General features: G+C 37.7%; 18 protein-coding genes and 3 pseudogenes. All 21 read left to right on the forward strand.

From position 1 onward, the window contains the following. Positions 1 to 35: 35 nt before the first annotated feature. Positions 36 to 935: a GTPase Era gene (gene era / locus H8787_RS05510; RefSeq protein ID WP_187327633.1), complete on the forward strand. Its 900-nt coding sequence runs from the start codon at positions 36 to 38 to the stop codon at positions 933 to 935. Positions 936 to 983: 48 nt separating this feature from the next. Further along, the gene (locus H8787_RS05515; RefSeq protein ID WP_187327634.1) at positions 984 to 1,358 is read left to right on the forward strand and encodes a ComEC/Rec2 family competence protein; all 375 of its coding nucleotides are present in this window, start codon (positions 984 to 986) and stop codon (positions 1,356 to 1,358) included. 60 nt (positions 1,359 to 1,418) lie between these two features. Further along, positions 1,419 to 1,893, forward strand: a pseudogene (locus H8787_RS05520) (NUDIX hydrolase). A gap of 28 nt (positions 1,894 to 1,921) precedes the next feature. After that, positions 1,922 to 2,476: pseudogene (locus tag H8787_RS05525) on the forward strand (GNAT family N-acetyltransferase). Positions 2,477 to 2,526: 50 nt separating this feature from the next. Beyond that, positions 2,527 to 3,051 carry a DUF664 domain-containing protein gene (locus H8787_RS05530; protein ID WP_187327635.1) on the forward strand — a complete coding sequence of 175 codons (525 nt, stop codon included), beginning with the start codon at positions 2,527 to 2,529 and terminating at the stop codon, positions 3,049 to 3,051. Positions 3,052 to 3,062: 11 nt separating this feature from the next. Beyond that, positions 3,063 to 3,506, forward strand: coding sequence for a GNAT family N-acetyltransferase (locus H8787_RS05535; protein WP_187328372.1), 444 nt, complete (start codon positions 3,063 to 3,065; stop codon positions 3,504 to 3,506). A 7-nt stretch (positions 3,507 to 3,513) separates the two neighbouring features. Further along, positions 3,514 to 4,338 (forward strand): DNA-formamidopyrimidine glycosylase, encoded by an 825-nt coding sequence (gene mutM, locus H8787_RS05540; protein WP_006269523.1) that lies wholly within the window; start codon positions 3,514 to 3,516, stop codon positions 4,336 to 4,338. A gap of 3 nt (positions 4,339 to 4,341) precedes the next feature. After that, the gene (gene coaE, locus H8787_RS05545) at positions 4,342 to 4,935 is read left to right on the forward strand and encodes a dephospho-CoA kinase (protein WP_003069231.1); all 594 of its coding nucleotides are present in this window, start codon (positions 4,342 to 4,344) and stop codon (positions 4,933 to 4,935) included. Between the two features lie 16 nt (positions 4,936 to 4,951). Continuing rightward, complete coding sequence (locus H8787_RS05550) at positions 4,952 to 6,157, forward strand: multidrug efflux MFS transporter (RefSeq protein WP_187327636.1); 1,206 nt, start codon at positions 4,952 to 4,954, stop codon at positions 6,155 to 6,157. Continuing rightward, positions 6,141 to 6,290 carry a 50S ribosomal protein L33 gene (gene rpmG / locus H8787_RS05555; protein WP_003024746.1) on the forward strand — a complete coding sequence of 50 codons (150 nt, stop codon included), beginning with the start codon at positions 6,141 to 6,143 and terminating at the stop codon, positions 6,288 to 6,290. The genes H8787_RS05550 and rpmG overlap by 17 nt, the downstream gene beginning before the upstream one ends. Before the next feature lie 39 nt (positions 6,291 to 6,329). Beyond that, complete coding sequence (gene secG, locus H8787_RS05560; protein WP_003024744.1) at positions 6,330 to 6,563, forward strand: preprotein translocase subunit SecG; 234 nt, start codon at positions 6,330 to 6,332, stop codon at positions 6,561 to 6,563. 92 nt (positions 6,564 to 6,655) lie between these two features. After that, positions 6,656 to 8,792 (forward strand): annotated as a pseudogene (rnr, locus tag H8787_RS05565) (ribonuclease R); the annotation flags it as partial. Between the two features lie 165 nt (positions 8,793 to 8,957). Then, positions 8,958 to 9,425 carry an SsrA-binding protein SmpB gene (gene smpB / locus H8787_RS05570; RefSeq protein WP_037597084.1) on the forward strand — a complete coding sequence of 156 codons (468 nt, stop codon included), beginning with the start codon at positions 8,958 to 8,960 and terminating at the stop codon, positions 9,423 to 9,425. A 167-nt stretch (positions 9,426 to 9,592) separates the two neighbouring features. Further along, entirely contained in the window at positions 9,593 to 10,297 is a 705-nt protein-coding gene (locus tag H8787_RS05575) for a helix-hairpin-helix domain-containing protein (RefSeq protein ID WP_187327638.1), read from the forward strand. Next, positions 10,281 to 12,509 carry a DNA internalization-related competence protein ComEC/Rec2 gene (locus tag H8787_RS05580; protein ID WP_187327639.1) on the forward strand — a complete coding sequence of 743 codons (2,229 nt, stop codon included), beginning with the start codon at positions 10,281 to 10,283 and terminating at the stop codon, positions 12,507 to 12,509. Before H8787_RS05575 ends, H8787_RS05580 begins: the two co-directional genes overlap by 17 nt. Before the next feature lie 79 nt (positions 12,510 to 12,588). Further along, the gene (locus H8787_RS05585; protein ID WP_187327640.1) at positions 12,589 to 13,326 is read left to right on the forward strand and encodes a DUF805 domain-containing protein; all 738 of its coding nucleotides are present in this window, start codon (positions 12,589 to 12,591) and stop codon (positions 13,324 to 13,326) included. A gap of 444 nt (positions 13,327 to 13,770) precedes the next feature. Next, entirely contained in the window at positions 13,771 to 14,757 is a 987-nt protein-coding gene (locus H8787_RS05590; protein WP_187327641.1) for a Gfo/Idh/MocA family protein, read from the forward strand. A 24-nt stretch (positions 14,758 to 14,781) separates the two neighbouring features. Then, positions 14,782 to 15,435 carry a uracil-DNA glycosylase gene (locus tag H8787_RS05595; protein ID WP_006269516.1) on the forward strand — a complete coding sequence of 218 codons (654 nt, stop codon included), beginning with the start codon at positions 14,782 to 14,784 and terminating at the stop codon, positions 15,433 to 15,435. Positions 15,436 to 15,443: 8 nt separating this feature from the next. Then, positions 15,444 to 15,914: an NUDIX hydrolase gene (locus H8787_RS05600; RefSeq protein ID WP_187327642.1), complete on the forward strand. Its 471-nt coding sequence runs from the start codon at positions 15,444 to 15,446 to the stop codon at positions 15,912 to 15,914. 11 nt (positions 15,915 to 15,925) lie between these two features. Then, positions 15,926 to 17,200 (forward strand): dihydroorotase, encoded by a 1,275-nt coding sequence (locus tag H8787_RS05605; protein ID WP_187327643.1) that lies wholly within the window; start codon positions 15,926 to 15,928, stop codon positions 17,198 to 17,200. Positions 17,201 to 17,467: 267 nt separating this feature from the next. Next, the gene (gene metK, locus H8787_RS05610; protein ID WP_048800424.1) at positions 17,468 to 18,661 is read left to right on the forward strand and encodes a methionine adenosyltransferase; all 1,194 of its coding nucleotides are present in this window, start codon (positions 17,468 to 17,470) and stop codon (positions 18,659 to 18,661) included. Positions 18,662 to 18,839 lie beyond the last annotated feature (178 nt).

Consider the following 18,839-nt stretch of genomic DNA (forward strand, 5'->3'; position numbering starts at 1 on the left):
GATTTTCTGTTATTTAGTGAAATAGAGGTGAAATAATGACTTTTAAATCTGGTTTTGTAGCCATTTTAGGACGTCCTAATGTTGGGAAGTCAACTTTTTTGAATTATGTCATGGGGCAGAAAATTGCTATTATGAGTGATAAGGCTCAGACAACTCGTAACAAGATTATGGGGATTTATACGACAGACATGGAGCAAATTGTCTTTATTGATACGCCGGGAATTCATAAGCCTAAAACAGCGCTCGGTGATTTTATGGTAGAGTCTGCTTATTCAACGTTACGGGAGGTAGAGACAGTCCTGTTTATGGTTCCTGCTGATGAAAAGCGTGGTAGGGGTGATGATATGATTATGGAACGGCTCAAGGCAGCAAAAATTCCTGTCATTCTCGTTATCAATAAAATTGACAAAGTGCACCCAGACCAGTTGCTGGAGCAGATTGATGATTTTCGGACACAAATGGAATTTAAGGAAATTGTGCCCATTTCTGCCCTGCAAGGCAATAATGTCCCTCGTCTGATGGAATTGCTGAAAGAAAACTTGGAAGAAGGCTTTCAATACTTTCCAGAGGATCAAATTACCGATCACCCGGAACGCTTTTTAGTTTCTGAGATGATTCGAGAGAAAATTTTGAAATTAACGGAGCAAGAAGTACCGCATTCAGTGGCTGTAGTTATTGAATCTATGAAACGTGATGAGGAGACGGACAAGGTACATATTCGTGCTACCATCATGGTGGAGCGTGATAGTCAAAAGGTGATTATCATTGGCAAGCAAGGGGCTCTGCTCAAGAAAATTGGTAAAATGGCACGCCGTGACATTGAAATCATGCTAGGCGACAAAGTCTATCTCGAAACTTGGGTTAAAGTCAAGAAAAACTGGCGGGACAAGAAATTGGATTTGGCAGATTTTGGCTATAATGAGAAGGAGTATTGAGGACGACTTTTAGGGACAGAGAATCTAACGTAGGAGAGGGAGAAGAAAATGGTTTATTCAATTGGGATTACCAGTTTAGATAAGGAAATAAAGGACGGCTTGCTTTGTAATCGTTATAAAGAGGATGAAGTAAGGTCTATCTACCATCAGTACTTAGAATTGAAAGAGCAACGGCACAAGGGATTTAAGACAGCTGGCATGACATTAGTAGTTGTTCTTGTCCTAATGCCGTTGCTGGCGATATTTAGTGGTAGAGCAAATTTAATTTTCCTCATAGTACAATTATTCTTGTTGCCAATATTCGCTTTATTATGTCTTGGTCTGGCTTATTATTTTATGTTTGGGATGTTTAGCCAGCAATTGAGGAAAGCTATGAAAGTCCATTATGCTCATATTATAGAAGAAATGGATAATAAGAAATAGACAAAGCAATCAGAAAATAGAGTTGGTGGACTTTGAGTGGAAAGAGAAGGAGTATTAAACATGACTCAAGATTACATTTCCTATATCCGATCAAAAGTTGGGCATAACAAGGTCATTCTGACTTTTGCTGGGGGCATTTTGACGGATAAGGATGGATGCGTACTTTTGCAATTACGCGGTGATAAGAAAACATGGGCAATTCCAGGTGGTGCAATGGAGCTTGGGGAGTCCACTTGATACGGCTAAGCGTGAGTTTTTTGAAGAAACGGGAATTAAAGTACAAGCAACACGTTTTCTCAATGTTTATAGCAATTTTGAGGAAGTCTATCCTAATGGTGATAAGGTGCAGACGGTTGTCTTCATCTATGAGCTGGCGGCTGTTTCACCAGTAAATATTTCTGATTTTCACAATGAAGAAACCTTGCGTCTGGGTTTCTTTTCTAAGGAAGAAATTGAGAAGCTGGATTCTGTAAGTGATAAACACCGTTTGATGTTAACGGAATATTTTGCAGACAGCTTTGCTCTAGGGCATTGAATAAATAATAATGATGAGATAAGATTTTATGAAACATATCGGAACACAAAGATTGTTAACAGAACGGTTGCTGCTTCGCCCTTTTGTAGCTAAAGATTACCTTGCCATGTATCGTAACTGGACCTCTGAACCAGACAATCTTCGCCATATAACTTGGTCTACTCATGAGAATACTGACGTTACCAAACAATCAGTGGCTCAGTGGGTTTAACAATATCAAGATCTGGATTTTTATAAATGGGTGATTTGTCTGAAAGAAAATTCTGATGAAGTGATTGGCGATATTAGTGTGGTGGACATAGATGAAGATATTAATGCTTGCGAAGTTGGTTATGTCCTGAGTAAAAGATATTGGGGACGAGGTTTGATGACTGAGGCACTCCAAGAGGTGCTTTCTTATCTTTTGAAAGAAGCAGACTTTAATTGTGTCACAGCAGACTTTGTTACTGACAATCCTGCTTCAGGACGTGTTATGGCCAAGGCCGGAATGATATACGAGGCAACCTTTCGCAAAGCAGTATTTCATAAAGGGAAAATCAAGGATTTTTCCTCTTATGGAATTTTAAAATCAGATTTGCAGTGATAATAGATGTATTTTAGTGTTTGATACAGTTTAATAAAGGAGGCAGGACAATGGAATTTGTAGAACTTTTAGTGGAAAATGTAGAACGAGCTAAGGAGCGTTTTTTGTCTGTATTGGAAGGTTTGTCTTTAGAAGAGGTGAACGCTTTTCCACTTGTAGATACTGCTCCATCTATTAAGTCTATCACTTGGCTGACTTGGCATACGGCGCGGGAGTTGGATTTCCAGATTGCTGATTTAGCAAAGACTAATCCAGTCTGGTTTTCTAAAGGTTGGAAGAAAAAATTTGCTTTGGATTTACCAGATGATACGGAAGATTGGCATCACACTCCTCAAGAAGCGCATAAAGTTGTGGTGACAGATATTGATTTTCTTAAAGGTTATCTGTCTGATGCGGTTGCGGCAACAATTGCTTATTTATCAAAGGTAAATGAAGATAGTCTGGATGATGTCGTCGATGAGAATTGGATTCCAGCTGTTAAACGTGGAAATCGTTTAGTATCTATCATTGACGATGCGGCTATGCATTCAGGTCAGACAGTATACGCACGCCGTTTACTAGGAAGAGAAGATTGAAAGAAATAATCATGATAGGAGAAATCCGAGAGGTAGAAAAATCTCAGCTAGCTGATTGGGCTTACTTTGCTCATTTAGCTTGGAAGATAGAGAAAAAGAAATTATTAGTAGCATTTTCTGAAGGAAAATTTCCTAATGAATTTTTGTACTACATAGAAGGAGAAGCCGTTGCTTGGGTCAGCTTATCTATGCGTTCGGAGTATGTGGAAGGAGCGGAGCAACTTCCTGTCGCATATATTGAAGGCATAGCGGTAGTACCTGTTTTTCAAAGACATGCTATCGCTACTCAGCTTCTTGACTTTGCTCAGTCGTGGGCGACAGAAAAAGGAGTGTCTCAGCTAGCTTCAGATTGTGATATAGACAATGCAGTCAGTCAAGCTTTTCATAAGAAGGCAGGATTTAAAGAAATAAGTCGAACAGTCCATTACACGTTAAATTTGGATAAGAAAGGATAAAAATTTCATGCCTGAATTACCAGAAGTAGAAACGGTACGCCGTGGTTTGGAGCGGCTGGTTAAAGGAAAAGAGATTGAAAAGGTAGATGTCCGTTATACCAAGATGATTGGGACAGGGGTAGATACTTTTGTCTTAGATTTACCGAGACAAAGTATTGATGCTGTTGAGCGTCGGGGCAAATATCTGATTTTTTATTTGACAAATTGGGTGCTGATTTCGCATTTGCGCATGGAAGGAAAGTATCTTTTCTACCCTGAAGAGGCCCAATTGACTAAGCATTCTCATGTAATTTTTCATTTCACAGATGGCAGCAACCTCGTTTATCAGGATGTTCGGAAATTTGGTACAATGGAATTGTTGAAAAAAGAACAGCTGGATAGCTATTTTCTCTCTAAAAAGTTAGGACCAGAACCGACCGAATTAGATTTTCATTTACTACCATTTGCAACAGCTCTAAGAAAGTCTAAGAAACTGATTAAACCTTACCTATTGGATCAAACCTTAGTAGCGGGTCTTGGTAATATCTATGTGGATGAAGTTTTATGGCGGGCACAGATTCACCCAGCAAGAGCAGCCCAAAGCCTGAATAGAGCAGAAATGAAGCATCTGCGAGAACAAATTATTGCGGTCTTGCAGTTAGGAATTGAAAAGGGAGGATCGACCATTCGCACTTATCGCAATGCTTTAGGAGAAGACGGCACAATGCAAGATTTCTTGCAAGTCTATGGAAAAACAAGGCAACCTTGCACTAGATGTGGTCATGAAATTGAAAAAATCAAACTAGCTGGTCGTGGAACTCACCTTTGTCCACATTGTCAAAAAATGAGGTAGGACATGGCAAAAATAATTGGAATTACAGGCGGAATTGCCTCTGGAAAATCAGTTGTAACAGACTTCCTGCGCTCTCAAGGTTATCAAGTGATTGATGCGGATCAGGTAGTTCATGAATTGCAGAAACCGGGAGGTCGACTTTATCAAGTTCTGTTGTCAGAATTTGGAACAGAAATTTTATTGGCAGACGGTCAATTGGATCGAAAAAAGCTAGGAGCTCTTCTCTTTAGTCGTCCCAATTTACTAGAGAAGTCCAGTCGCTTACAAAATGATATTATTCGAGAAGAATTAGCTTTAAAACGTAATCAATTGGCAGCAACAGAAGAGCTTTTCTTTATGGATATCCCACTCTTATTTGAGCAGGAGTATGAAGATTGGTTTGATCAAATCTGGCTAGTAGATGTGAGCAAAGATACTCAATTAGAACGTTTGATGGCTCGAAATAATCTTAGTCAAGAAGAGGCTCAAAGACGCATAGCAGCTCAGCTTTCTTTGGAAGAAAAAAGACAAAGAGCTGAGATTGTGATTGACAATAATGGTGCGCTTTTGGCTACTTTAAAGCAGGTGCAGGCATTTTTAGACAAAGAAAGAAGATGATTTTATTAAGAATCAAGTGAATTGGAAACGGAATTTATGGATTGCTTGGCTGGGAAACTTTCTTGTAGGAGCTAGTATGTCACTAGTTGTTCCATTTATGTCTTTGTATGTGGAAGAATTAGGCGCTGGAGGCTCTATGGTTGAATTTTATTCAGGTTTAGCGGTTTCGAGTACAGCTTTGACAGCCGCACTTTTATCACCTGTCTGGGGGAGTTTAGCTGATAAATATGGTCGCAAGCCCATGATGATTCGGGCAGCTTTTGCAATGACTTTTACGATGGGAGGCTTGGCTTTTGTGCCGAATGTATTTTGGCTCATTGTTTTGAGACTTTTAAATGGTGTGTTTTCTGGTTATGTACCTAATAGTACTGCTTTAATAGCTAGCCAAGCACCCAAAAAACATTCTGGATATGCTTTGGGAACATTGTCAACAGGTGTAGTAGCGGGAACTCTGATGGGACCTCTTTTGGGAGGCATAATTGCACAAAGTTTAGGGATGAGAAATGTTTTTCTTTTGGTGGGATTTTTCTTATTTCTTGTTACTGTGTGGACCATTTTTGGGATAAAAGAAGATTTTCATCCCGTCTCTAAGGAAAAAGAAGTTTCGACCAAGCAACTATTTCAACAAATTCCTCAAAAATCAATCCTTTTTGGCTTATTTATTACTAGCATGGTGATTCAGATGATTGGACAGTCCATTTCCCCTATTTTGACACTTTATATCCGCTCTTTAGGGCAAAAAGAAAATTTGTTATTGGTATCTGGTGCAATCGTTTCAGCAATGGGCATTTCAAGCATATTTTCATCTGGTTGGCTGGGAAAATTAGGAGATAAAATAGGAAATCACCGTTTGCTCTTACTGGCTCTTTTGTATAGTTTTGTTATTTATATTTTCTGTGCGAGGGCTGGTACACCACTTGAATTGGGAATTTATCGCTTTCTATTTGGATTGGGCACTGGAGCTCTTCTGCCTGGAGTTAGCTCTCTCCTCAATAAAATCACACCAAAAGAAGGTATTTCACGGATTTTCAGTTACAATCAAACTTTCTTTTATATCGGTGGTGTTATTGGACCGTTAATGGGGTCAGCCATTTCTGTTCATTTTGGCTATCATTGGGTTTTCTATAGTACAGCAGGTTTAGCTTTATTGAACTTTTTCTTTTTATTGTTTAGTTTTAGAAAATATTTAGGAGTGAAGGAAGTCAGTGCGAGTAAAGATTAATTTAAAGTGTTCAAGTTGCGGCAGTCAGAATTATTTAACGAGTAAAAATATGAAAACACATCCAGAAAAGGTTGAGGTATTAAAATACTGTCCCAAAGAAAGAAAAGTGACCTTACATCTTGAATCAAAATAAGTTTTATGGTAAAATGGATGAGATTTTAAGGAGTTTGATATGTATAATTTATTATTAACCATTTTATTGATTTTATCAGTATTTATTTTAATCGCAATTTTTATGCAACCTACAAAAAATCAATCAAGTAATGTATTTGACGCAAGCGCAGGAGACTTGTTTGAACGACCAAAAGCAAGAGGTTTTGAAGCAGTAATGCAGCGCTTGACAGGAGTGATGGTTTTCTTTTGGTTGTTGATTGCACTAATGCTGACAATCTTATCTAGTAAATAAAATGGGCTCTGACTTTGTCTTTGCCTATTTTTTCTGTATTAGGTGAGGAAAAAGTAGCTTAAAGTTTAGAGAATATAAGAAAAAAGGAAAGAATGAAAGAAGAAATTTTAAACTATTTAAGAGAAAAGAAAGAAGCTAGTATGGATGAGCTGGCACAAAGATTAGGAAAAGAAAAAGCAAAAGACTTTAGAAATTTAGTTCAGACGATTTCTGAAATGGAGCGAAAACGTCAATTGACCTTTAGCAATGCTGGGAAAATCCAACTTCGTAAAGAAAAGCAGCTGCTTACTTTGAAAGGGACTTTTCACGCCCATAAAAATGGCTTTGGCTTTGTTACCTTAAATGAAGAAGAGGATGATCTTTTTATTGGTCGCAATGATGTCAACTATGCTATTGATGGCGATACGGTAGAAGTTGCAATCACTAAGGTTGCAGATCGCAGCAAGGGAACGTCTGCTGAAGCGAAGGTTATTGATGTTTTGGAACACAGCTTAAAAACAGCAGTGGGTCAGCTCATCTTGGATGAAGAAAAGCCTAAGTATGCTGGTTATATTCGGTCAAAAAATCAGAAAATATCTCAACCTATTTATATCAAGAAGCCTGCTTTGGTTTTGGATGGGACAGAGATTTTAAAAGTAGAGATTGATAAGTACCCGACTAAAAAACATGATTTTTTTGTAGCTACTATTTTGGATGTAGTGGGTCACAAGGATGATCCGGGTATTGATGTTCTGGAAGTTTTGGAGTCTATGGACATTGTGTCTGAGTTTCCAGAGAGAGTTTTGAAAGAAGCGTCAGCAATTCCGGATATGCCATCTAAAAAGGATTTTGAAGGTCGTTTAGATCTGCGTAATGAAATTACCTTTACTATTGATGGGGCGGATGCTAAAGATTTGGACGATGCAGTTCATATCAAGAAACTATCAAATGGACATTTTGAACTGGGAGTTCATATTGCAGATGTTTCTTACTATGTTCAAGAAGGTTCTGAATTGGACAAGGAAGCGCTCAATCGAGCAACATCTGTTTATGTGACGGATCGAGTAGTACCTATGCTGCCTGAGCGTCTGTCAAATGGCATCTGTTCACTCAATCCTAATGTAGATCGGTTGACGCAATCGGCTATCATGGCGATTGATCAAAAAGGGCGAGTTGTTAAGCATACTGTTACTCAAACAGTCATTAAAACTACTTTTCGTATGACCTATAGCGATGTGAATGATATAATTACAGGAGACAAGGAAAAACGAACAGCATTTAAAACAATTGTTCCAAGTATAGAGCAAATGGTAGAGCTTCATGCTATCTTAGAAACGATGCGTTTCAAGCGAGGAGCCCTTAATTTTGATACGAAAGAGGCTAAAATTTTGGTCAATAAGACTGGACGTCCAGTAGATATTATTTTACGTCAGCGTGGCCTTGCGGAGCGTATGATTGAGTCTTTTATGTTGGTCGCAAATGAAACGGTGGCAGAGCATTTTGCTAAACTAAAGCTGCCCTTTATCTATCGGATTCACGAAGAACCTAAAGCTGAAAAAGTACAGAAGTTTATTGACTTTGCTTCTACCTTTGGAGTTCGAGTATATGGAACAGCTAATTCTATAAGTCAATCTGCTCTTCAAGATATTATGAAAGCGGTGCATGGTCAGCCCTATGAAGAAGTGCTATCTATGATGCTTTTGCGCTCCATGCAGCAGGCTCGTTACTCAGAGCATAACTACGGTCATTATGGTTTGGCAGCCGAGTTTTACACTCACTTCACCAGTCCAATCCGCCGTTATCCAGACCTTTTGGTTCATCGCATGGTGCGCGATTACGGGCGTTCTAAGGAAATAGCAGAGCATTTTGAGCAAGTCATTCCAGATATTGCTAGTCAGTCTTCCAGCAGGGAACGGCGAGCTATTGAAGCAGAGCGAGAAGTAGAAGCTATGAAAAAGGCTGAGTTTATGGAAGAATTTGTGGGAGAAGAATTTGATGGTATTGTGTCGAGTGTAGTCAAATTCGGTCTATTTGTCGAACTTTCAAACACAGTTGAAGGTTTGATTCATGTAGCTAACTTGCCAGAGTTTTTCCACTATAATGAACGTAATCTAACTTTGCAGGGTGAAAAATCCGGTGTTGTTTTTCGAGTCGGTCAACAGATTCGCATTAAGTTAGTTCGATCGGATAAGGCGACTGGTGAGATTGACTTTGAATACCTACCTAGTGAATATGATGTAATTGAAAAGAAAAAACACTCCAAGTTCAGGCAAGACGGACGTCAACAGTCTTATCGCGGTGACGGAGAGCGAAAGAGCAAATCTTCAAAAGGAATCATTTCTAGGGATAAGAAATCAAAGAAAAGCAAAGGGAAGAAACCATTTTATAAAGAAATGACTAAGAAAGGAAGTAAGAATGGCAAAAGGAGAGGGAAAGGTCGTCGCTCAAAATAAGAAAGCACGTCACGACTATACTATTGTTGATACGATTGAAGCGGGCATGGTTTTAACTGGAACTGAAATTAAAAGCGTACGCGCTGCACGAATTAACCTAAAAGACGGCTTTGCTCAAATCAAAAATGGAGAAGTCTGGCTCAGTAATGTCCATATAGCTCCTTATGAAGAAGGAAATATTTGGAATCAAGATCCTGAACGTAGGAGAAAATTGCTGTTGCATAAAAAGCAAATTAAAAAATTAGAGCAGGAAACCAAAGGAACTGGGATGACTTTAGTTCCTCTCAAAGTTTATCTTAAAGATGGTTATGCTAAGTTGCTTTTAGGATTGGCTAAAGGGAAACATGACTATGATAAGCGCGAATCTATTAAACGTCGTGAGCAAAATAGAGATATTGCTCGGACTATGAAGACTTATAATATACGATAATATCCATTATATTACTCTCATTTTTTAATAGGGTGAAGTGTTTCATTGGTTAATCCTTATCAAAATTCTTTTTCTAATATCGCAAAAGCTGAAAAATTTTTTCAGCTTTTTTATTTATTTTACGAATAAACAGATAAAGTAAATTTTCATTCAGTTTAGGAGGAAAAATGTTAGAGGTAATCATCACAAAAATAAAAGAGTATAAAATTTTAGTTGGTTTAAGCCTGATTGGTTTGATCATAGCAGGATTTTTTCTGATGACTAGTAAATCTGCTAGACAATCTAATGTGGGAGATATTGCACAAGAGGCCACAAATGCAAAACTAGAACGGAAAGAAACTTCAACTGAAACGAAGAAAAAACAACAGAAAGAAGAAACAGAATCTCAAAAGAATTTAGCGAGTGAAGAATTGGAATTTTTAACTGTAGATGTTAAAGGTGCTGTTAAAAATCCAGGTATTTATCAATTAAAAAAAACGAGCCGAATCAATGATGCTATCCAAAAAGCGGGTGGACTAACAACAGACGCTGACAGCAAATCTATCAATTTGGCTCAAAAACTAACAGATGAGACTGTGATTTATGTGGCAGCTATGGGTGAAAATGTAACAAATGCTACAAGTAATAATGGACAAACTTTAACGAAAGATACCAATGGAACTGCGGCACAAAAAGGGAATAAGGTCAATCTAAATAAGGCTAATTTGTCTGATTTACAGTCTATTTCTGGTATCGGACAAAAGCGCGCTCAAGATATTTTAGATTATCGTGAGGCAAATGGAAAATTTAATTCTGTTGATGATCTTAAAAATGTATCAGGAGTTGGTGCTAAAACATTAGAGAAATTGAAAGAATATGTCACAGTGGATTAAGATATTTCCGATCAAACCAATTTACATTGCTTTCTTACTTGTCTGGTTATATTTTGCAATCTATCAAAGTAGCTGGTTGGCTTGGTTTTGTTTTATTTTTCTAATAGTCCGTCTTTTTGTCCTTTATTCACCGAAAAAATGTTTCACAACTTTAATGTTTCTCGCTTGTTTTGCTGCTTTTTTCTTTGTTCGTAGAGAAATGGCAGAGTGGCAAACAAAATCAGAACCTTCTTCTGTAAGACAAGTAGCAGTTCTACCTGACACGATTAAGGTAAATGGAGATTCGCTTTCTTTTCGCGGCAAAGCAAATGGGCAGACTTATCAAATTTACTACAAATTGAAATCAAAAGAAGAACAGTTGGCTTTTCAAAATCTATCCAGTCTTGTCACATTAACTGTTGAGGGGGAATTTGAATCTCCTGAAAAGCAACGCAATTTTTCTGGTTTTGATTATCAAGCCTATCTAAAAACGCAAGGGATTTATCGGATTTTAAAGGTGGAGCAAATTTTGTCTAGTCAAGATAGAATCAGCTTGCACTCTTTGGAGTGGCTCTCGAGTTGGCGAAGAAAGGCATTAGTTTTCATTAAGAGAAATTTTCCAAATCCGATGAATCATTACATGACAGGGCTCTTATTTGGCGCATTAGAGACAGATTTTGATGAAATGAGTGATCTTTATTCTAGCTTGGGAATTATTCATTTATTTGCGTTGTCTGGCATGCAAGTTGGCTTTTTTATGGAAGGATTTCGTAAGTTGCTTTTGAAGCTGGGACTTACGAAGGAAATGGTTCATAAATGCCAATATCCGTTTTCTTTCTTTTATGCAGGAATGACTGGATTTTCAGTATCCGTTGTACGGAGCTTAATTCAGAAATTATTGTCGCAACATGGTATCACTAAATTAGATAATTTTGCTTTAACAATAATGGTGTTGTCCTTGCTTATGCCATCTTTTCTTTTAACGGCAGGAGGAGTTCTCTCCTGTGCCTATGCCTTTGTTATTAGTGTTATAGATTTTGAAAGTCTGACTTCTTGGAGAAAAGTTGTTATAGAGAGCAGTATCATTTCACTTGGTGTTTTACCGATTCTAATCTTTTATTTTGGAGAATTTCAACCTTGGTCTATTTTATTGACATTTGTTTTTTCACTAATTTTCGATATAGTGATGTTACCGGGTTTAACGCTGATTTTTCTCATTTCACCTTTCATAAAGCTCATTCAAGTAAATTTTCTTTTTGAAGGTTTAGAAAATAGTATTCGTTGGATAGCCAATGTCTTTGGCAGACCAATCGTTTTTGGACAACCTGGCTCGCTTTTGTTAGTTGTTATGCTGCTTGTACTGGCTATTTTGTATGATGTTAGAAAAAATAAAAAATGGGTGATATTGCTCAGCTTGTGTCTTGCTATACTATTTTTTATAACTAAATTTCCTTTTCAAAATGAGATCACAATGGTTGATGTTGGACGGGGAGATAGTCTTTTTTTGAGAGACTGGAAAGGTAGAAATGTATTGATTGACGTTGGAGGACGTGAAGAAATTAGAACAAAAGAATCTTGGCAAAAACGAACAACTAAATCAAATGCGGAGAAAACTTTGATTCCTTACCTAAAAAGTCGTGGTATAGATACGATTGATACTCTAATCTTAACAAATCCTAATACAGATTATGCGGGAGATGTATTAAAAGTGGTTAAAAAGTTTGCGGTAAAGAAAATTTTTATTTCCAGAAGTAGTTTGAATGATGCAGACTTTTTAAATAAATTAAAGGAGACAAGGGCATTTGTTCATGTCGTAAAACAAGGAGACAAACTTCCTATTTTTGATCATCATTTGCAAGTTCTTTCTGGTACGAATAAGAATGATCAATCGCTAGTTTTATATGGTCAATTTTTTCGTACAAGGTTTTTATTTATGAGCAATTTAACAGAAGAGGATGAAGTAAAGCTAATGCAACTTTATCCAAAGCTAAAAACAGATGTCTTGAAGGTTGGGCAACATGGAGCCAAAAATTCATCACATTCAAAATTTTTACAGCAAATAGAACCGGCAGTTGCACTCATTTCTGTTGGGAAAAATAACCAATCCAAATCTCCGAATCAAGAAATGATAGAGCGATTGAATCGCTTAAATGCGAAGATTTATCGAACAGATGAACGAGGGGCGATCAAGTTTTCAGGATGGACAAAATGGCAATTAGAAACTGTTCAATAGTCAGAGTTCTAAAATTGAAATTCCGTTGATTTAGTAGGAAGAGTATGATATTTAAAAATAAAAACTTAGGAGATTTATTATGTTTACAGTTTATAAAAAGTTTTGGACTCATTATGCTGATTTTGAAGGAAAATCAACAAGACCTGAGTATTGGTGGTCTGTTTTGTGCAATGTGTTGATTACACTGCCATTTGGTATGATAGCTTTTGGGTCGATTTTAACTGCAATTTTCAACATTGTGCAACAAGCAGTTTACTATCGGGAAGAACTTGGTGAATTTGATCTAAGTGTTTTTATAGCTAGCTTAGGTTCTACATTTATTATCATTATTTTATTGAGTATTTTCTGGATAGCAACTTTAGTTCCAAATTTAGCAATTATTGTGCGTCGCTTGCGCGATGCTGGCTATCATTGGGCATTCATCTTTTTATATGTAGCTCCTGTACTTTTGATGTGGGTTCCACTTTTAAATATCTTAGCTGTTTTAGCTATGCTACCATGTTCTATCGCTCTGATTGTCTTACTTTGTATGCCGACTAAAGAAGCGCAAACATCTACTGTTGATCAAGGACAATTTACAACACAACAAATGCAATCTCAACAACCTGTTCAAACGCAACAATTTACTCAACCGCAAGAATTTACTCAACCGCAAGAATCAGCACAATCTCAAGCGATGAAAACAGAAGTAACACCAGTTCAACAAGAAACGAAAGTGACAGAAATAACTGCTCAAGCTATTCAATCGGAAGAGGAAACTTTAGCCTCAGCTATCACGGAAAATGAACAATTTAAAAAAGATGAACTCGGCCAATAGACGACATTTTACAGTTAAATAATTACATATAAAGAAAAGCCCATTGAATGGGCTTTTTAAGTTTACAATATTAAATAAGGATAGCAACTAGTTTTTATTAGGATCGTTATGAAAATCAATTATGAGGCAAATTATTGCAATAGCAAAAATAAATAATATGATTCCGATGATGATTTTTATCATCATATTTGAAAAGTAAAATAAGGCAATAAACAAGAGTAAAAATAAAATAAACCAAGACCACATAAAGTTGCTCCCTTCTCAATTTATTATAACATAAAGAAATGCTCTGATTTTATGCGATTGTTTATATAGAAAAGTATGTGTATCCTTACAGTTTGATTTTAGAAGATTTTGACACAGGTAATGTCTCTACATAAAAAGTCAGCTAAATGAAGGAAAATTTGGTATGATAAGAATAATCATGTAGCTAGGAGAAAGACTATGGAAAACAAAGTACGTTACAATTGGGCAACTTTAGGTACAGGTGTGATTGCTAATGAATTGGCACAAGCTTTGGAGAAATTGGGAGGGAAGCTTTATTCGGTTGCTAATCGAACATATCAAAAAGGCTTGGAGTTTGCACAAAAATACGGTATTGAAAAAGTCTACGACCAGATAGATGACGTATTTAGTGACGAAAATGTGGATATTATTTACATTTCCACGCCACACAATACGCATATTGATTTTTTACGAAAAGCACTAAAAAATGGAAAACATGTTCTATGCGAGAAGTCTATTACACTTAATTCTGAAGAATTAGAAGAAGCTATCTTCCTAGCGGAACAGCATCATGTTGTTTTAGCTGAAGCTATGACCATTTATCATATGCCGATTTATCGTCAATTAAGTAAAGTAATTTCTAGTGGGCGATTAGGCAACTTAAAAGTGATTCAAATGAACTTTGGCAGTTATAAAGAATATGATATGACAAATCGTTTCTTTAATCGTCAGCTTGCAGGCGGAGCCCTTTTGGATATTGGTGTATATGCCTTATCATTTGTTCGCTGGTTTATGACATCTCGACCCAATCAAATTCTTTCACAAGTGAAATTTGCACCAACTGGCGTTGATGAGCAGGCGGGGATTCTTCTGACGAATGCTGAAGGAGAAATGGCAACTTTGACCTTGAGTCTCCACGCTAAACAGCCTAAGCGAGGAACAATTGCTTATGATAAAGGCTATATTGAAATATATGAATATCCTCGAGGACAAAAGGCGGTTATTACCTATACGGAAGACGGACATCAAGAAATCATTGAAGCTGGAAAGACGAGTGATGCTTTAATGTATGAAATTCTTGATATGGAAGAAGCAGTAGCTGGTGACAAAGATGAGATGTACTTGCATTATAGTCGTGATGTCATGAAAATCATGACAGATTTACGAAAAGAATGGGGAATGACCTATCCTGAGGAAGAAAAGTAATTGAGTATAGAAGAGGAGAAAACAATGGAACACTCAGCTTGGCATAGTTTGATTAAGCAACAATTACCTGATGGTTATTTTGGTAAAATTAATTATTTTTTAAATCAGGTTTATTCATCAGGCACGATCTATCCGCCGCGTGAAAAAGTATTTAATGCGATACAAACGACTGATTTAGTAGATGTAAAGGTGGTAATTTTAGGGCAGGATCCTTATCATGGTCCGCGTCAAGCACAGGGGTTGAGTTTCTCAGTACCAGATGATATTCCAGCGCCGCCTTCTCTTCAAAATATTTTGAAAGAGTTGGCAGATGACATTGGAATGAAAGAATCTCATGATTTGACATCTTGGGCGCGTCAAGGAGTACTGTTGCTAAATGCGAGTTTGACTGTTCCTGCTGGTCAAGCAAATGGGCATGCTGGTCAAATTTGGGAACCGTTTACGGATGCCGTTATTAAGGTTGTCAATGAAAAAGATACACCTGTTGTTTTTATTCTCTGGGGTTCTTATGCACGCAAGAAAAAAGCATTGATTACCAATCCAAAACATCTCATTTTGGAATCTCCTCATCCGAGTCCTTTATCGGCTCATAGAGGTTTTTTTGGAAGTAGACCTTTTTCTAAGACAAATGAATTTTTAAAAAATCAAGGATTAGAACCCGTTGACTGGTTAGTTTAGGAGGAGAAATGGTTAAATTAGCAACGATTTGCTATGTAGACAATGGAAAAGAATTTCTGATGTTACATCGAAATAAAAAGCCCAATGATGTCCATGCTGGCAAGTGGATTGGTGTTGGTGGAAAATTAGAAAATGGCGAAACACCACAGGAGTGTGCTGTCCGAGAAATCTTTGAAGAGACGGGATTGCGCGTGAAAAAGCCGATATTAAAAGGTATTATCACTTTTCCAGAGTTTACCCTGAACCATGACTGGTACACTTATGTATTTAAAGTGACAGAATTTGAGGGAGAACTGATTGACTGCGATGAAGGTACTTTAGAATGGGTACCTTATGAACAAGTTCTATCTAGACCAACTTGGGAGGGAGATCACACCTTTGTATCGTGGCTTTTAGAAAATAAACCGTTTTTCTCGGCCAAATTTTCTTACAAAGGAGAGACGTTAGTGGAGAGCCATGTTGATTTTTATGAAGATTAAGGAGAAAATTTATGTTGTTAATTAAAAATGGTCGACTTATGGATCCTAAATCTGGTTTAAATCAGATTTGTGATATCTTGATGAAGGATAAAAGAATTCTTCAGATTGGTCAAGATTTGAAAGTAGAAAATGCTCAGGTAATTGATGCAACTGGATTGGTGGTAGCACCAGGATTGATTGATATCCATGTTCATTTTCGTGAGCCTGGTCAGACACATAAGGAAGACATTCATACAGGTGCTTTAGCAGCGGCAGCGGGCGGATTTACAACGGTTGTCATGATGGCAAATACCACTCCGACGATTTCAACAGTAGAGACACTAAAGGAAGTATTAGCATCTGCCGATCGTGAAAAAATTCATATTAAAGCTGTTGCAACTATTACAAAGAATTTTGATGGACAACATTTGACAGATTTTAAAGGGCTTTTAGCAGCGGGAGCTATTGGTTTTTCAGATGACGGAATTCCATTAAAAAGTACGAAAATGGTACGCGAAGCTTTAGAAGAAGCTGACAAACATGGTGCATTTATTTGTCTTCATGAAGAGGACCCAGAACTAAATGGTATTTTGGGATTCAATGAGCAGATTGCTAAAGAACATTTTGGATTCTGCGGTGCGACAGGTGTTGCTGAATATAGTATGATTGCGCGTGATGTCATGATTGCACATGCAACCAATACTCATATTCATATTCAGCATTTATCAAAAGCAGAAAGCGTGAAAGTCGTGGAATTTGCTCAGCGATTGGGCACTCATGTGACAGCAGAAGCAGCACCCCAGCATTTTTCTAAAACAGAAGAGCTATTGTTGCTCAGAGGTAGCAATGCTAAGATGAATCCACCCCTTCGTTTGGAATCAGATCGTTTAGCTGTCATTGAAGGGCTTAAATCAGGAGTGATTTCGGTTATTGCGACAGACCATGCACCTCACCATGTCGATGAAAAAAATGTAAAAGATATCACCCAAGCACCGTCTGGTATGACAGGTTTAGAGACATCGCTTTCACTTGGCTTGGCGTATTTGGTAGACGCAGGTCATTTGACCCTCATGCAGTTGCTGGAAAAAATGACGATTAACCCCGCACAGCTTTATGGTTTTGACGCGGGTTATCTTGCTGAGAACGGTCCAGCCGATCTCACGATTTTTGATGCAAATACCGAACGCATGATAACAGAAGATTTCGCCTCAAAATCAATTAATTCACCATTTATTGGTGAAAAATTGAAAGGTGTTGTTCGCTATACTATCTGTGATGGACAAATCGTGTATGAAGGTAAATCGTGATAAGGACATAAGGTTGGAAATATATTTCAACCTTTTTATATTCTTAATTTCTTCTAATTTTTATCAAATTGTCTGTTTATTTTAATAAAAAATGATACAATAGAGAGGTTAAAAGAGTCCCGAAAAGGTAGTCAAAGGTTAAATATTGACCGTAGAGACTAGTGCTTTGTAACTTTTTAACGTAAGTCTGTTTACAGATTTTCAAGTAACTTCCTAGCAATAATAGAATTTCTAGGGATAATATTTCATTAAAAGGGGGACATGAATATGTCAGAGCGTAAACTTTTCACGTCTGAATCTGTATCTGAAGGACATCCAGATAAGATTGCAGACCAAATTTCAGATGCTATTTTAGATGCTATTTTGGAGCAGGATCCAGAAGCTCATGTAGCTGCTGAGACAGCTGTCTATACAGGTTCCGTCCATGTTTTTGGAGAAATCTCTACAAATGCTTATGTGGATATTAACCGCATAGTTCGTGATACGATTGCAGAGATTGGCTACACAAATGCTGAATATGGTTTTTCTGCAGAAACGGTTGGAGTGCATCCGTCGCTTGTTGAGCAGTCGTCAGACATTGCTCAAGGGGTGAATGAGGCCTTAGAAATTCGTGGGAATGTTGATCAAGATCCACTTGATTTGATTGGCGCTGGAGATCAAGGTCTTATGTTTGGCTTTGCCGTAGATGAAACGCCTGAACTAATGCCACTGCCTATTTCTTTAAGTCATAAATTAGTCCGTCGTTTAGCAGAGCTTCGCAAATCTGGAGAAATTTCCTATCTTCGTCCGGATGCAAAATCTCAGGTAACGGTTGAATACGATGAAAACGACCAAGCAGTCCGTGTTGATACTGTAGTTATTTCCACTCAACATGACCCAGAAGTAAGCAATGAGCAGATTCATCAAGATGTAATTGAAAAGGTCATTAAAGAAGTTGTTCCAGCAGAATATTTAGATGAAGAAAGCAAGTTTTTCATCAATCCAACTGGTCGCTTTGTTATTGGTGGTCCTCAAGGAGATTCCGGTTTAACTGGACGTAAGATTATCGTTGATACTTATGGCGGGTATGCACGCCACGGAGGAGGAGCTTTCTCTGGTAAAGACGCTACAAAGGTCGATCGTTCCGCTTCCTATGCTGCTCGTTACATTGCCAAAAATATTGTCGCTGCTGGCTTGGCCAAGAAAGCTGAAGTCCAGCTAGCCTATGCTATTGGGGTCGCACATCCAGTATCGGTTCGCATTGATACTTTTGGTACAGGTGTAGTTTCAGAAAGCAAGATTCAAGAAGCGGTTCGACAAATCTTTGACCTTCGTCCAGCTGGTATTATTCAAATGCTTGATTTGAAACGCCCAATTTACCGTCAGACTGCTGCCTATGGGCACATGGGACGTACGGATATTGACTTGCCGTGGGAAAAACTTGATAAAGTAGATGCTTTAAAAGCAGTTGTTGCAAGATAAAGAAGAAGTTAGGATACAAGTCTCTTGTTTATAAATTTTTTATGTGGCATTTTACAATCAGCCGCAGTTGCAATCTGACTTAAAACGTATTTATTTGTGCCGATTATATTAGTGTTATCTGCAAACTCCAGCAGTTCCCTAGACTGTCGGATCTAGTTATCATTTTGAGGAGCGGGAC

It is taken from the genome of Streptococcus sp. NSJ-72 (genome assembly GCF_014334035.1).
Lineage (GTDB): Bacteria > Bacillota > Bacilli > Lactobacillales > Streptococcaceae > Streptococcus > Streptococcus constellatus.